A 14,366-nucleotide genomic window follows, 5' to 3' on the forward strand; every position below is an offset into this window, starting at 1 on the left:
CGATCCGCTAGCACACAAAATGCGGCCAATTTGCGGCTCCTACCACCCTTGGCGGGAGCCCTACCATTGCCGGTACCGCCGGCAGCGTGAGGCTCGTAGATCTGCTATCGGGGTGCGAAGTCGCGAGCGGGAAGCTGAAATTTTCGAGACGTATCCCGTCGGTTTCCCCAGTTCGGAGCTCATAGTGTCGAAGTCTAGAGTGTAGGACGCGAAAGTTCCAAGTATATCCTGGCCGATCGCGCCCAACCTTTTCTCCTTCCTGCCTGCTGGCGGATCGCGAGCGATGTTGATCTGCCGCAATGATGTCGATGCCGTGCCGACCGCGATCCCGACATCCCTCCATATGGCGGTTTGCGCAACGATCGTATTGCCACCTACCCCATGATCTTTTCCAACCCGCACGCCAATCCCCCTATCAACTGCGGATCGCGGTTGGCGAACAGGCTGGTGAGTCCGCTGCTCGCAGCGCCCGTATCAAGGTGCAGCGGCACGGGGACCTTGTCGACGTTCGCAAGCACGTACAGGTCATTCCCGTTTGCGCGCAGGGTATCGCCCGCCAGTGCGGGGCCCGTCGACCTTCCCACGGCAAATCCCCCCGCCCGGTCGAAGCGCACTCGGCCGAGCGCACGGAAAACCGGAAATCCCAAGATCGCGTTGATCTGATAGCCCCCCGCAATCGGAAAACCGAGCTGCGCATCGTCCATGACCAAGAAGGCGACATGCGCCAGTTCGACACCGGCGATGATGAGCCGATCGGCGACCGCCACGCGTGTGACGATCTGGCCTGAACTGGGGCTGGCGATCCTCCCCGCGCCATCGCGTATGCGCAACCCCAGTCGCTTCGCAGCGGATGCCGACATGACCGACAGGTTGGCACCTGTGTCAAGAATGGCATTCTGCGTCAGACCACTGATCACCACGGCCGCGCGTACGAGGCCTGCCTTGTCGCGCATCGTCGAGATACTGGCCGGCATTCCTCCAGCGACTGCCTGGTGAGGTTGTTTGGCGAGCAGACTCGCGATCCCCAGTTCCTGCGGCATGCTGGCCGTCTCATCCGCGCTCCAGCTGGATACGTGCAGGGATTCCGAGCCGCGATCGGTGCGCGGTCACCTGCGGCAGCGTCTTCGATGAGCGCTGCAACCTCCACGGTTGAGCGACGCGGTGACTGGGCGGGAATGGATCCGCCGAGCAGGATTGCCGCGACTGCGCTCCCCCCGCAGCAGAGGTTGAAGCGGGACCAACTCTCGATTTCAACTTCACGCCTCCGATCAGAGGTATGCTATATCATCTAACGCCAGCGCATGCTTTAGTCGGCATCTCTCGTACGGACTACGACGCTCTTAAACCATGCTTTTTAGTCCCCATCGCTGGCAAAATCGATGCACGTCACAAGGGCGGTGGCTGGCGTCCGTTGATCACGATTGCGCAACCTGCGCGGACGACTGCCGTGACTACCAAGAGATCGCCCTCCCCGTTTTCAGACAGGAATGACAAGGATGCATTCGTCGATCTCGATCGCTGCGAGGCTGAGCCTCGCCTTGGTATTAGCGCCGGCAGCATGGCTGGCACCCGCTTCGCCCATATCGAACACTGCCACAACACAATCGTCCTCATTGGCGGTAACATTTCGACCCAAGACTGATCCCGCTCGCAAAGTAATCGGTGTGGAGGTTGAGCAACGCATAACGCGGCGCGGATCGCCAGCCCCTCTGTCGCTGGTCGCGCCATTGCGCTTCGCTGGTATGGTTCCCGTCGCGGGGGCTGTCATGGATCTTACGATCACCGACCAAAAGGGGGCCGTCGCTGCGCAAACGGCCGATTGGATCATGCCGGACCAAAATCCTGGTCGACGCTGGACGACAGCACGCGCCGTGTCCGGCTTGGTCACGGTGCGCTACCGAATGAAGGTGACGCCGTTTGAACAGGGCGGACCGCCGTTCGGTGTCAAGGCGGCGGGCTACGGCTTGGGCGGCAACACCGGCAGTCTGCTCATGCTGCCGGAACTACCCGAAGTTCGTCAGATCACGCTGAGGTGGGATCTGTCGGAAATGGTGAAGGGTTCGCGCGGTGTGATGGCCGGTGGCCTCGGCACGATCACGATACAGGGACCGTCAGACTCGTTGCTCGATCGTTGGCTGCTGGCGGGACCGTTGATGGCGGGTCAGTCGGCCTATGGCCACGACTTCAACGCCTATACGGTCGGCCATCCCCCCTTTGACGCACGTGCGATGATGACGTGGGCCGGTCAGACGTATCGCGTCCTCTCGCGATCGTTCGGATATCTCGGTGTTACGCAATACCTGCTGCTGATCCGGACACTCGACGCACCGTCCTATGCGACCGGCACAGCTTCTGTCGCGAATGGCGCCAGCCTGATCACCGTCGGCTCGCCGACTTTCCTGCCCGATCAGAGCGAGAGCGGGCTTCGCACCACGATCGCGCACGAGATGACGCACAACTGGGTAGGATATTTCGACGACAGCGCCGCACCATGGTTCGTCGAGGGATTGACCGTCTATATCTCTGCGACCCTGCCATGCGAGACGGGGTTGCGCCCGTGGTCGGAGTGCGCCGAGGAGATAAACAGAAAGGCCGCCGAGTATTACGGCAGCGAAGCGCGGAACTGGGCGCAGTCGCGCATTGATTCCGCCCCCTTCTCGCGTGAGAGCGTCCGGCGCGTTCCTTATGGCCGGGGCATGATGTATTTCGCCAACCTGGATCACGCGATCAGGACGAACTCGAACGGCCGGCGTACACTGCTGACGGCCTTGCGCCCCCTGTTCGAAAAGCGTCTGAAAGGCGAACCTATCACCTTGGTCACGTGGAAAGCGTGGTTGCGTGCGGAGCGAGGCGGACACGAAGTCGCACTATTCGATCGGACAGTGCTGGGTGGTGAAATCGTCAGGCCGGTATCCGGTGCCTTCGGTCCGCATCTTGCTATGGTGGCGAACACTGGACCGAATGTGAAGGACAGCGGTCTGAGGTATGCATGGCATCCGACGGTCGGTGATGCGCCTCACGCGGCCGTACACTAGTGATTTCAGGAGCAACGCCCCCCCCCCCCGCTTCGTCATCCAAATAGACACGGCCCACTTCCCGTTCGTTGCGTCAACAACAGCTACTGCTGAACCTTTGTCGGCGCGTTCGGGCGATTGACGCGCTAGTCCGCGCCCTTACCTCTCGAAATTGGATGGGCGGCATGCACGACGGACGAACTGGATGGAGCGACGGACGTCCGCTAAACCCGTGATGCGGTGGACGTTTTGGATGGACTCATCGTCACGGCGAACGAATGCCAGTCTTCGCCCACGATACGGCAAGCGCGCTGGCTGTTCCGAGTGTTTGAACGCCACCAGATTAGCACGGTCCGTTTGGCGAATTGCGGGGCCTGGTCACCCGACGTCAGTGATTGTTCGGTTGTCACAGTCACGCGACGCCTGATCACAATCCAACTGCACCGCAACCTTCGCACCACCCAATTTGGAATCGGAGATCGTCAGCAAGCCGCCGTGAGCGCGCATGATCTGCTGAACGATCGCCAATCCCAGCCCGGATCCTGCAAGTCGGCGGTGCTGAGGATCGTCCCCCCGATAATAAGGCGCGAGGACTGCAGAGCGCTGATCGAGCGGTATTCCAGAACCATTGTCCTCTACAGCAAGGTGGACCGCTCGGTCGCTTCGCGTAACGGACAAGTGTATCCGGCCGCGGCCGTATTTGCGGGCATTGTCGACGAGATTGGCGATCACGCGGCCCAACGCGTGGGCATCGCCGAGGCAGGGTGCATCATGTAGGTCCGTCGTTATTTCGGGGGCGGTATCGCGCATTTCCCGCTCGATCACCTCTGCGGCTGCCAGGTCGGCTAGGTCCACGTGGTCGCGAACGCTGCCGGTCGTGCCCCGCGCAAAGGCGAGCGCGTCGGCAAGCATGGCGTCCATGCCATCCAGATCGGCTTCCAGCTTTGAGCGCGCCGGGTCGTCGAGCACCACGACCCGCAGACGCATACGCGTGAGAAGCGTCCGAAGGTCGTGGGAGATGGCCCCGATCATCAAGGATCGCTCTCCCAGCAGGTCGATCACGCGTCGTTGCATGGCGGTCACGGCTTGTGCCGTACGACGGATGTCAGCAGCGCCAACTAGCGTCATCGCCGTCGTGACGGCGGTCCCGTCGAAACGTTGGGTCGCCCGTACGAGGTCCCGGAGCGGCCGCGTCTCGCGTGCCGTCAACCACAAGGCCAGCAGCACGACGATAACCGCAAGAACCCCCATCCAGAGGCTGGCCGGCAGGCCGAACAGGCGCGGTCGCTCTTGGTCCCCGGTCGCGTTGGTTGTCAGCACCAGCACGCTGCCGTCGGGCAGGCGAGCGATTGCCCGCGCCAGAAAGCCTTCGATCGGGCTGCCTCTGCGAATAGGCCGGTAGCGAGGATCGGTGTAAGCCATCACCGGTGTGATGGTTCTTATGAACCCCTTCAGTTTTGCGGTGAGCTTCGGCGCGCGCTGCAACTCGCCAGGCGGCGGCGGGGTGGCCAGAATGACCGCGGATAGATCCGACCCGTTGGCCGCCCGCAGCAGAATTTGACGCAAGGGTGCACTCGGCCCGACCGCGAGGTCGATGATGCCCGCCGCCTGCCGAACGCGGGGAAAGGTCGATGGACGCCGGGGCCGCAGTTCGTCGTGGACGAGAATGAGTGTCACGCTGGTGGCACCCAGGAGAAGCACGCTGCCGACGAGGATCAGCAACAGCCGTCCGAACAGGTCGAAGCGCCCTCTCATCGCCACCTCGTTATCAACGGCGTGTCGAGGCGGCGAGAATGTAGCCGGCGTTGCGGACGGTGCGAATGAGTACCGCGACCTCGTTACCCGACTCCTCCAATCGACGGCGCAACCGGCTCACCTGCATATCGATTGTCCGGTCGAACATGTCGGCGGTACGGCCCCGGGTGGCATCCAGAAGCTGATCACGCGACAACACCCGTTGCGGCGCGCGTACGAAGCAGAGCAGCAGGTCATATTCGGACGCCGTCAACGCAACGTCACGTTCGTCCAGCATAACCCGCCGTGCATCCGGGTCGATCGTCAGATCGGCAACCCTCAGCACATCACCGTCCACCTGAGCACCGCCACGCCGCAGGACAGCTTTGATCCGCGACAGCAAGACACGGGGGTTGAACGGCTTGGATACATAATCGTCCGCACCGCCGTCGAGTCCCGCAACGCGATCGCCATCCTCGTCCCGTGCGGTGAGCATGATCACCGGTGGACCATTACCGGCGGACAGGCGTCGGCACACAGACAGACCGTTCTCGCCGGGTAACATCCAGTTCAGCACCACCAGCGACACTTTGGTGTTCGCGAGCACGCTGTCGAGTGCCACGGCATCGGTTGCGGTCTCCACGACAAAGCCCTGTGCGGCAAGGGAGGCCGCGAGCAGTTCACGGATGTCGGCATCGTCCTCGCAGACGGCAACGATCGGACGATCGGTCATGTCTGACTGAAGACCAGCGACCGCCCGAAGGCAAGCCACATGACAAAATGTTACATAAGTCGTTGATTTGTCATGCCTCGGATACAGACACGCTTCAAAACGCTGCATCGACTTCGGAGACGAGTGACCATGCCGGCAAGTGACATTCGAGCGGAACGGTACTGGAAAGGGGCGATGATACGATCGTCCCAGACGCCCCAAGATCCATCCCTGCGATACGACCGACGTGACTGCGCTTGAGATGTACCGCGTCGACGGGCTTCAACAAGGAGAGAGCGAATGAGGAAAGCACGCGTCCTGGATATCGCAATGGTGATCGCGATCCTCGCGGTACCAGCGGCGACCGCGCAATCCAGGGCCGATGTGACGGCGTTCGCTGGCCATTGGCAGGTGGCAGGCGTCGCGGTTGACGACGAGGGTGTGCAAGCCCTTAGCGACAACGATCCGAGTTTGATGGGCAAGCGCCTGACATTTTCCCGAACGCGTCTTGTCTGGGATCAGCCGCAGGCGACGCACGATGCCTGCGCGAACCCACAGTTCGTGCGGGTCGACAAACCAGCGCCGGCAGAGCTACGCGTGCAACTTCGCAAGCTCGGCATGCCACGGCCGACGACCTTCGCAATCAAATGCCGATCCGGCAGCTGGGGCCCCGGTGACAACCCCGTGGTCTTCCGAGGCGCGGGCGGGGTGCTAGCCTTGACCTGGTATGATGGTGGCATGCTCAAGCTGGTGCGCCGGTAAGGCATGCGCGCTTGTTGCTGGCTGGAGGGTCGAGGATCCCACCACCCACGATCCTCGACGATCATCGCAATCCGAGGTGTTAGCGTGAGAAAGCATTCTTCCCACAAGGTCGTTTCTGCGCTGGTCGTGATCCTGACAACGTCCAGCGCTTCGGCACAGAGCGATGTCGAGCGGATTTTGCCGTCGGCCGCGGACCCGCGCATCCAGCGGTTCAACGACCCGAACGTGGTCCTGAACGGAGGGCCGGCCACACGAGATGCGCCGTTGGTCGTGTTCCTCCCGGGCACAAACGGAGGACAGCACGCGCCGATGCTGCTGATGAGGACGATTGCGGGCCAAGGATACCGCGTCCTCTATCTGCCGTATAACAACACGCCCGCGGTGGCCCAGGTCTGTCCCCCGCGCGCCCCGCAATGTTCCGCGCGGTTCCGGACCGCACGTGTGTTCGGCGGGGCGGGACCGGTGTCGAATCCTCCTGCCGAAAGCGTCGTGTCGCGTCTGACCGCCGTGCTCCGCTATCTCGATCGCAAGCATCCCAAACTCGGATGGGCGGGGTATCTGAACGCGGGCGGCAGACCCTTATGGCCGAGGATCGTGGTGTCCGGACTGTCGCAGGGCGCCGGCATGGCGGCGTTCATCGCCAAGAGGTTCCCCGTGAACCGCGTCGTGTTGTTCTCAAGCCCGTGGGACGAGTTTGGCCCCCGGCGGCAACCCGCGCCGTGGTTGTTCGAACGATCGGCAACACCGCCGGGGCATTGGTGGGCAGAACGCCACGCGCGCGAAAATACCACCGAACTCCTCGCGCACGCCTATACCGCGCTCCGTATCCCTTGAGATCACCAGTTCGTGTTCGATCGCGCTTTGCCCCCCGGCCGCGCATGGTAACAATCCCTATCACGCGTCTACCGTCAACTCGCCTGCCTATGCTTCCCGGTGGCGAGCGATGTTTGGCGACGCCAGGGGCGGCCGTGATTGCGGATGGGCGGCACGGGACGGTTCTTGGTACCGCGCCACTAGCAAAGCTAGAACGTCGCTATGGCCAACGGCTTGGGGTCTATGCGCTCGACACGCAGACCGGGAGAACGCTTCGATACCGCGCCGATGAGCCATTCAAGCTCATGAGCAGCTTCAAGAGATTACTATCGGCCTTTGTCCTGTCCAATATTTCGGCGGGCCGAGACAGCTTGAATTCTCCGGTGCTACGATCCTTCCGATCTCATGGCAGCGTCACCGGTGACACGGGCCAATGTCGCCCGAGGCTCGATGAGTGTACGCGAGATGTGCGAAGCGATCATGTACCGGAGCGACAACGCGGCAGCCAATCTGCTGTTGCGCCGCGCCGGCGGCCCAGCTGGCCTTACCGCTGTCTTACGCAGCATCGGCGACCGGGTTACGCACATCGAGAATTACGAGGGCCACTTGACCGACCGGCCCTCCCCGCAGACAGTTCGACACCGCGCACGATTACCGAAATTCGGCGGATCATACTCGGTCCGGTGCTGCCCGCCGCGGGCGGCGGCTGTGGGAAAGCTGGATGGAAGACAACATCGTCGGTCGCTCCCGGTTGCCAGTTTTTCCGACAACTGGATCGCTGGCGACGGAACAGGTGCAGGCGACGGCAACTGCGATGACGTCGCTTTCGCCAAACGTCCGGGCATCGCGCTTCTACTGATAAGCGCCTACTATACTAACGCACAATCATAGATGCAGGACCAGGAAGCAGTGCTGCGGGACGTCTCGAGCGCCGTCGTCATGTGGTAATTGGCTGCATGACGAGAGGGTCGTCGCCGTAACGACGCCCCATATACGGACATTCGGCACCCTTCCCGCTTCCCAACTTCAGACACTCATCCACAATCCGTTTCCATCGTCATCGTTAACCTTCAATTGCCCTCTGACATTTACTGTCAAACGTGCAGCCAGGCGAAGAGCGGTGCCCCGCGCCACCTCAACGCCACCCAAGCGCTGGCGCGACGTGGGTCAGGACGGACTCGAGTACATGCGCGTTGTAGTCGACGCCGAGTTGGTTCGGCACCGTGAGCAACACCGTATCGGCTTCGGCAATGCCCTCGTCGGTGCGGAGCTGCTCGATCAGTTGGTCTGGCTCGGCCGCATAGGACCGGCCGAACACGGCACGCATGTTGTCGATTACGCCAATCTGGTCGCTACTCTCACCACGCCCGAAATAGGCACGGTCGCGATCGTTCATCAGCGCGAAGATCGAGCGCGAGACCGACACGCGCGGCTCCCAATCATGGCCTGCGTCCTTCCAAGCCTGCCGATAGAGCCGGATCTGCTTGGCTTGCTGGACGTGGAGCGGTTCGCCGCTCTCGTCCGCCTTTAGCGTGGAGCTTTGCAGGTTCATGCCGTTTTGCGCGGCCCAGACCGCGGTGGCGTTCGACGACGAACCCCACCAGATGCGCCGCCGCAAGCCCGGTGCATGCGGTTCGAGACGCAACAACCCTGATGGATTGGGAAACATCGGGTTCGGGCTGGGCTGGGCGAACCCCTCGCCCTTGAGCAGATCGAGCAGCACCTCGGCATGCCGGCGGCCCATGTCGGCGTCGGTTTCGCCCTCGGCGGGTGCGTAGCCGAAGTGACGCCACCCTTCGACCACCTGCTCGGGGGAGCCGCGGCTGATGCCAAGCTGCAAGCGGCCACCGCTGATCAGGTCGGCCGAACCCGCGTCCTCCGCCATGTAGAACGGGTTCTCGTAGCGCATGTCGATCACGCCGGTGCCGATCTCGATCCGGCTGGTCCTGGCGCCGACAGCGGCCAGCAGCGGGAAGGGCGATGCAAGTTGCTGGGCAAAGTGGTGAACGCGGAAATACGCGCCGTCGGCGCCCAATTCCTCGGCGGCGATGGCAAGATCGATCGACTGCAGCAACACGTCCGAGGCGGACCGCGTCGCGGATTGGGCAGATGATGACCAATGGCCGAACGACAGGAACCCGATCTTCTTCATGGCGCAATCCTGATGTTCATCGCCGTCAAGGCTGGTCGCGGCGAGCTGACTTCGTATCGTCTAGATAGGGTGCCGATGACGCCGCGTCGCGGCAACGGCGAGAAACGGAGCTATTCTGGTTTGGCGGCGACGAGCGACCACGCCGCAAGACCATCCCCGCTCATTTGCCGTACGCGGGATCCATCCCGGCAGACACGCGCGCGCCGCCATCGGCAGGTTACCGCGAGCCGTGCAAGGCCAGACCCGCCGCCCGCATCGAACAGAGACGATCGGGCGAGGATACCGACAAGCTGTTCCAGGCGAACGCGGAACGGGATGCCGCGCCATCGGACCAGATATGCTGCGCGACGATCATCATCTCCTCATGCGTGGGCGCCCTCCCCTCGCCCATGCAATCGATCACGGCATCCACGAACAAGGGACTGGTCGATCGCGACATGCTGAGGCACCTCAATGGGACTGAGACCCGATGTAGGCCTCGCGGGCTTCACCAACATGGCCGGCCGCCCGATACGCGGCAGACGGAACATAGCGCGAGCCAGACAGCGCGACCGCTGTATCTCCCCAAGCCGCATCGGCGTATACTGCGACGTCGCCATCACCCTTGCCGCGAGCACGGTGACGATAGAAAGCTGGATCAGCTTCCGCCCGCAGTGCCGAGTGCCTGCCATGCCTAACGTTCAAGATTACGACCTCGCCTATAGCAAGAAGCGCGAACAAGCCGAGCGACAGGCGTCGGCTCTGGCGAACGACAGGTGCGCCAAGGCCGTCCATCGATCCTTGGCAATACTCTATGGTGATCGCGTTATCTCTGCCCGGCGCGCGATCAATGCGAGCGGTTTGAAGTCATAGCGTAAGCATTGGCCACACGCGCGCACGCTCAACGCCGACATCGATATTACGAACCTTGCGCTTCATTTGCAGGCAATGTTGCACGGAGGCTTCGTCGTCACGGAGGCTGCCGGCTACCCGCAAGCCGCAAGCCGCCCGCGATAGCGGGCATCACTGAAGCGATATGCGATACTAATATGCAAAGGAGACGAGCGATGAGCGATAGCCGCGAACTCAGCGTCGAGCGACGCATTGCCGCCCCCGTGGAGACGGTCTGGCGGACTATGACGAACCGCTTCGAAGAGTGGTTCTGTCCGCGACCTTGGCGCGCAGAAGCACGCGATATCGAGTGGCGCCCTGGCGGTCGCAGTCTGGTGGTAATGCATGGACCCAATGGCGAGGAGATGCCCAACGAGGGCGTGGTCCTCGACTATGAGCCGAACCGCCGCTTCGTGTTCACCGACGCCTTCACGGCCGGCTGGAAGCCGAGCGGCCCGTTCATGGTCGGCCTGTTCGAGATCGCGCCGGACGGGGACGGCACCCTCTTCACCGCCACGGCGCGCCACTGGACCGACGAGGCGCTGGAGCAGCATCGCTCGATGGACTTTGAAGGCGGCTGGGGCGCGATGGCTGATCAACTCCAGACGCTCGCCGAGGGAGGTGCGCTGTAAAAGCCACCTCTATAGAGTTGCTTTCTCCGGCCTGAAGACGGTCGGGCATCAATCGCCCGATACTGACATTCCCGCCAGGAGCGGCGCGTAGGCGGCTAGCCTACCGGAAACGTGCTCCGTAAACAGCCGCACGCGCTTCGTCTTGCGCGTGTTCCCCTGCGTCAGGACCCAGAGCGTTCCGTACAGGTGCAGGTCGGTGCCCGGCACTCTTTCGAGCAGCGGGTCCGCATCGCCGACAAAGCATGGCAGCGTCGTGATGCCGAGCCCTTGCCGGACGGCAGCAATCTCCGCGCCTGCGTCGGTGACCCTGAAGGGAACCGCGATGGTACGGACATCGCCTTCGCTCGCCCAATCCGGAATGCCGTGCGTGCTGATGACGATCCAGCGGAGGGGATCGGACGCGCCCGCGCGCTTGGTATCGGACGCGCCCGCGCGCCATGCAGCCAGCCGATCGCGGGCGATGTAGACGCCGCCGAACAGCTCCGGTCCCTTCAATCCGTGTAGATTGAGCGGCAGGGTCTTGCGGTCGTAGACGACACGGATCGCGACGTCCGCCTCCCGATTGGTCAAATTCGCGAGGTCGCCGGAGGACTGGATTTCCATTTCGATGTCCGGATGCCGACGCGCGAAATCGGCGAAATCCGGCAGCAGAAGGTGCGTTGCGAGGATCGGGGTCAGCGTCACTCGCAAGAGCCCGCGCACGCTCTGGTCGCGTCCGAAGACCCTCGCCTCCAGTTGGTGCGACGAGGATTCCATTTGCAGCGCGAATTCGAGAACCTCCTCGCCCGCCGTCGTAAGGCGGTAGCCCGAGGGCAGCTTTTCGAACATCTGCGCGCCGAGCCGCTGTTCGAGGTGCGCGATACGTCGCAGCACGGTCGCATGGTTCACCGCGAGACGCTTGGCGGCAGCGCGCACCGACCCCTCGCGCGCGGCGGCCAGAAAGTAGCGAACGTCGTCCCAGTCGATCATGGTGCATTCCCGCGCCGCAAGGTGCACACTCTTTATAGCACGAGCTGCCGGGATCTCCGCACGACGCATCCCGTGGATCGTTTCCGCACCACCAATGTGCGGAATTCCACAATCCCTGCCTGACTTTGCCGGGCCCATGTTGAGGCTCGCGGGGGGAACATCCCCGGACGGCCGGACACCCGGTCGGCGAACAAGGATGCACGACATGACCAGATTAGACGGAAAGACCGCCGTGATCACCGGCGGCGCGACCGGTATCGGCCTCGCCTCGGCAAAGCGGTTCATCGATGAAGGCGCCTTCGTCTTCATCTATGGGCGGCGACAGGACGCGCTCGATGCCGCGGTGGCGGAGATCGGGTCGCATGCCCGCGCGGTGAAGGGCTCGGTGTCCGACGAGTCCGACCTCGACCGGCTCTACGCCGCGGTGAAGGCCGAGCGCGGAACGCTCGACATCGTCTTTGCCAATGCAGGCGCAGGAAGTCCGCTTCCGCTCGGCCAGATCACCGCCGAACACATCGACGAGACCTTCGACACCAACGTGAAGGGGACTATCTTCACCGTCCAGAAGGCGTTGCCGCTGATGCGCGAGGGCGGTTCGATCATCCTGACCGGATCGAGCGCAGGCACCACGGGCGCCCCCGGGTTCACCGCCTACAGCGCCAGCAAGGCGGCCGTGCGCAACCTCGCGCGGAGCTGGGCGGAGGACCTCAAGGGTACCGGCATCCGCGTGAACGTCCTGTCCCCCGGCGCGACGGCGACCGAACTCGCCAAGGCCGCGCTCGGCGAGGAGGGCCAGAAGGCCTACGGCGCGATGACCCCGCTGCTGCGCATGGCCGACCCGGCCGAGATCGCGGCAGCCGCGGCCTTTCTCGCATCGTCGGACAGCAGCTTCATGACCGCCAGCGAGCTCGCCGTCGACGGTGGCCTCGCGCAGCTCTGACGCATCCCACCCGCCGATCGCTCGCGTGATCGGCACCTGCACCCAAGTACGAAGGAAAATACTGTGAACCATCCTCTCAAGGGAAAGACCGCGCTCGTTACCGGGGCATCGCGTGGCATCGGCCGCGCGATCGCCGAACGTCTCGCACGCGACGGCGCGACGGTGGCGCTGACCTACAACGCCAGCAAATCCGGCGCGGACGAAGCAGTCGCGGCCATCGAAAACGCGGGAGGTACTGCGTTCGCGATTCCTGCGGACCTGGTGGACCCGGCAACCGTGCCAGTCCTGTTCGACACGCTCGACCACGAGTTCACCCAGCGGAACGGCAGCAAAACACTCGACATCCTGGTCAACAATGCGGGCAATGCCGGCTGGATCGGCTTCAAGGACGCGACGCCCACCAGCTGGGACACACTGATGGCGGTCTACCTGCGCGCACCGTTCTTCATCGTGCAGGCCGCGATGGATCGCCTCGCCGATGGCGGACGGATCATCAACATCTCGTCGGCCGCCGCGACGAAGCCGGTAACGACGGCGCCGATCTACTCGATGGCCAAGGCCGCGATCAACACGCTGACGCATGCGCTTGCGTCCGAACTGGGGCCGCGTGGGATCACCGCGAACGCGGTCGCGCCAGGCTTCACGCGGACCGACGCGAACGCGGCCTTCCGGGAGAATCCGGCACTCGTGAAGGCGGTCGAGGCCGACATCGCGCTGGGACGCTTTGGCGAGCCTTCGGAAATCGCCGCCGTCGTGGCGTTCCTGGCATCCGACGACGGCCACTGGGTGACCGGCCAGACGATCGAAGCAAGCGGCGGCTACAAGCTGTGACCGTCCGAAACCCCAAGGAGACTATCATGACCTACGCAATTATCGGGTTCGGCGAGATCGGCCAAACCCTCGCCAAAACGTTCGCCCGCAAGGGGATCGCGGTATCCGTCGCCACCACGCGCGATCCGGAAAGCTTCGCATCGACCGCGGTAGCGATCGGTTCCGGCATCACGCCCACGACGCTCGCCGAGGCGGTCAAGGCGGACGTCATCTTCTTGGCCGTCCTTTTCCAATCGCACCCCGATGTCGCGAAGGCGCTGCCGGACTGGCAGGGCAAGATTATCGTCGATGTGACCAATGCGTACGGCGTGTCCGCAGAGGAACTGGGCGGACGGCCTTCGGCCAAGGTCGTCGCGGACGCCTTCGCCGGCAGCAGGGTAGTCAAGGGCTTCAACCATCTGGTCGCCGCCGTGCTCGACCAGGACCCGGCCGTACAGGGTGGCAGGCGCGTCGTGTTCCTGTCGAGCGACGACGACGATGCGGCAGCGCAGCTCGGCGCGCTGGCCGAAGATCTCGGCTTCGCGCCGATCCAGCTTGGCGGGCTTTCGGAAGGTGGGCTGCTCGTTCAGGCGCACGACAAGAGTTGGGGCCGGCTGATCTTCAAGGATCTGGTCAGGTTCGACCGATGAACACCGGCGAGAGAGGCGAAAATGCCATGAGCGCTGACCGGGGATTTTTACACAGACCGGCTACGTGAAATTCGGCGGACTGACGCCTAGAGGGCGACGCCATACGGCGGTCAGCCCAATTGCCAAACCCATCTGCTGGCAGACGAAAGCCTCCAGCACGATAATGCGATTGACACGCGTTAGCCCCTCCTTCACGTGCGTCGATCGTGGGGGTGAGCTGCCCCCTTCTGAGCGGTCCATCGACTATGAGAGTCTGGATCAAGGAAGGGACGACGAATGCCTGCGAAAAAGCACAAGCCGGAAGAGAT

At 63.3% G+C, this 14,366-nt stretch carries 14 protein-coding genes and 1 pseudogene; 9 read left to right on the forward strand and 6 right to left on the reverse strand.

The features are described from left to right. Positions 1-374: 374 nt before the first annotated feature. Positions 375-974 carry a retropepsin-like aspartic protease gene (locus C8J42_RS17820; protein ID WP_165895547.1) on the reverse strand — a complete coding sequence of 200 codons (600 nt, stop codon included), beginning with the start codon at positions 972-974 and terminating at the stop codon, positions 375-377. A gap of 792 nt (positions 975-1,766) precedes the next feature. Between C8J42_RS17820 and C8J42_RS17825 the strand changes: the two genes are divergently transcribed. Next, positions 1,767-3,035: a hypothetical protein gene (locus C8J42_RS17825; RefSeq protein WP_133021172.1), complete on the forward strand. Its 1,269-nt coding sequence runs from the start codon at positions 1,767-1,769 to the stop codon at positions 3,033-3,035. 357 nt (positions 3,036-3,392) lie between these two features. Here C8J42_RS17825 and C8J42_RS17830 read toward each other — a convergent pair whose 3' ends face one another. Then, on the reverse strand, positions 3,393-4,769 hold the full coding sequence (locus C8J42_RS17830; protein ID WP_133021173.1) for an ATP-binding protein: 1,377 nt from the start codon (positions 4,767-4,769) through the stop codon (positions 3,393-3,395). A gap of 13 nt (positions 4,770-4,782) precedes the next feature. Beyond that, positions 4,783-5,481 (reverse strand): response regulator transcription factor, encoded by a 699-nt coding sequence (locus C8J42_RS17835; protein WP_133021174.1) that lies wholly within the window; start codon positions 5,479-5,481, stop codon positions 4,783-4,785. A gap of 309 nt (positions 5,482-5,790) precedes the next feature. Between C8J42_RS17835 and C8J42_RS17840 the strand changes: the two genes are divergently transcribed. The 4 genes and pseudogenes from C8J42_RS17840 (at position 5,791) to C8J42_RS20535 (ending at position 7,894) form a co-directional block, all read left to right on the forward strand. Continuing rightward, complete coding sequence (locus C8J42_RS17840) at positions 5,791-6,222, forward strand: hypothetical protein (RefSeq protein WP_133021175.1); 432 nt, start codon at positions 5,791-5,793, stop codon at positions 6,220-6,222. Positions 6,223-6,306: 84 nt separating this feature from the next. Next, entirely contained in the window at positions 6,307-7,056 is a 750-nt protein-coding gene (locus C8J42_RS20220; RefSeq protein WP_165895548.1) for a hypothetical protein, read from the forward strand. A 429-nt stretch (positions 7,057-7,485) separates the two neighbouring features. Beyond that, a pseudogene (locus tag C8J42_RS20690) lies at positions 7,486-7,599 on the forward strand (serine hydrolase); the annotation flags it as partial. Positions 7,600-7,756: 157 nt separating this feature from the next. Then, positions 7,757-7,894 (forward strand): hypothetical protein, encoded by a 138-nt coding sequence (locus C8J42_RS20535; RefSeq protein ID WP_243644583.1) that lies wholly within the window; start codon positions 7,757-7,759, stop codon positions 7,892-7,894. A 276-nt stretch (positions 7,895-8,170) separates the two neighbouring features. On the opposite strand, the gene C8J42_RS17850 is transcribed toward C8J42_RS20535, so the two are convergent. Together C8J42_RS17850 and C8J42_RS17855 are read right to left on the reverse strand one after the other, a co-directional pair. After that, on the reverse strand, positions 8,171-9,187 hold the full coding sequence (locus tag C8J42_RS17850; protein ID WP_133021177.1) for an LLM class flavin-dependent oxidoreductase: 1,017 nt from the start codon (positions 9,185-9,187) through the stop codon (positions 8,171-8,173). Positions 9,188-9,404: 217 nt separating this feature from the next. Further along, a complete protein-coding gene (locus C8J42_RS17855; RefSeq protein ID WP_133021178.1) occupies positions 9,405-9,626 on the reverse strand; it encodes a hypothetical protein in 222 nt (73 codons plus the stop codon). Positions 9,627-10,233: 607 nt separating this feature from the next. Here C8J42_RS17855 and C8J42_RS17860 point away from each other — a divergent pair. Beyond that, the gene (locus tag C8J42_RS17860; protein WP_133021179.1) at positions 10,234-10,689 is read left to right on the forward strand and encodes an SRPBCC domain-containing protein; all 456 of its coding nucleotides are present in this window, start codon (positions 10,234-10,236) and stop codon (positions 10,687-10,689) included. A 48-nt stretch (positions 10,690-10,737) separates the two neighbouring features. Here C8J42_RS17860 and C8J42_RS17865 read toward each other — a convergent pair whose 3' ends face one another. After that, entirely contained in the window at positions 10,738-11,658 is a 921-nt protein-coding gene (locus C8J42_RS17865) for a LysR family transcriptional regulator (protein WP_133021180.1), read from the reverse strand. Between the two features lie 205 nt (positions 11,659-11,863). On the opposite strand from C8J42_RS17865, the gene C8J42_RS17870 reads away from it, so the two are divergent. The 3 genes from C8J42_RS17870 to C8J42_RS17880 all read left to right on the forward strand — a co-directional run bounded on the left by C8J42_RS17870 (position 11,864) and on the right by C8J42_RS17880 (position 14,058). After that, on the forward strand, positions 11,864-12,598 hold the full coding sequence (locus tag C8J42_RS17870; RefSeq protein ID WP_133021181.1) for an SDR family oxidoreductase: 735 nt from the start codon (positions 11,864-11,866) through the stop codon (positions 12,596-12,598). Positions 12,599-12,661: 63 nt separating this feature from the next. Then, the gene (locus tag C8J42_RS17875; RefSeq protein WP_133021182.1) at positions 12,662-13,429 is read left to right on the forward strand and encodes an SDR family oxidoreductase; all 768 of its coding nucleotides are present in this window, start codon (positions 12,662-12,664) and stop codon (positions 13,427-13,429) included. A 26-nt stretch (positions 13,430-13,455) separates the two neighbouring features. Continuing rightward, on the forward strand, positions 13,456-14,058 hold the full coding sequence (locus tag C8J42_RS17880; RefSeq protein WP_133021183.1) for an NADPH-dependent F420 reductase: 603 nt from the start codon (positions 13,456-13,458) through the stop codon (positions 14,056-14,058). Positions 14,059-14,366: the final 308 nt, after the last annotated feature.

The sequence above is a fragment of the Sphingomonas sp. PP-CE-1A-559 genome, assembly GCF_004340965.1.
In the GTDB taxonomy this organism is placed as follows: Bacteria; Pseudomonadota; Alphaproteobacteria; order Sphingomonadales; family Sphingomonadaceae; genus Sphingomonas.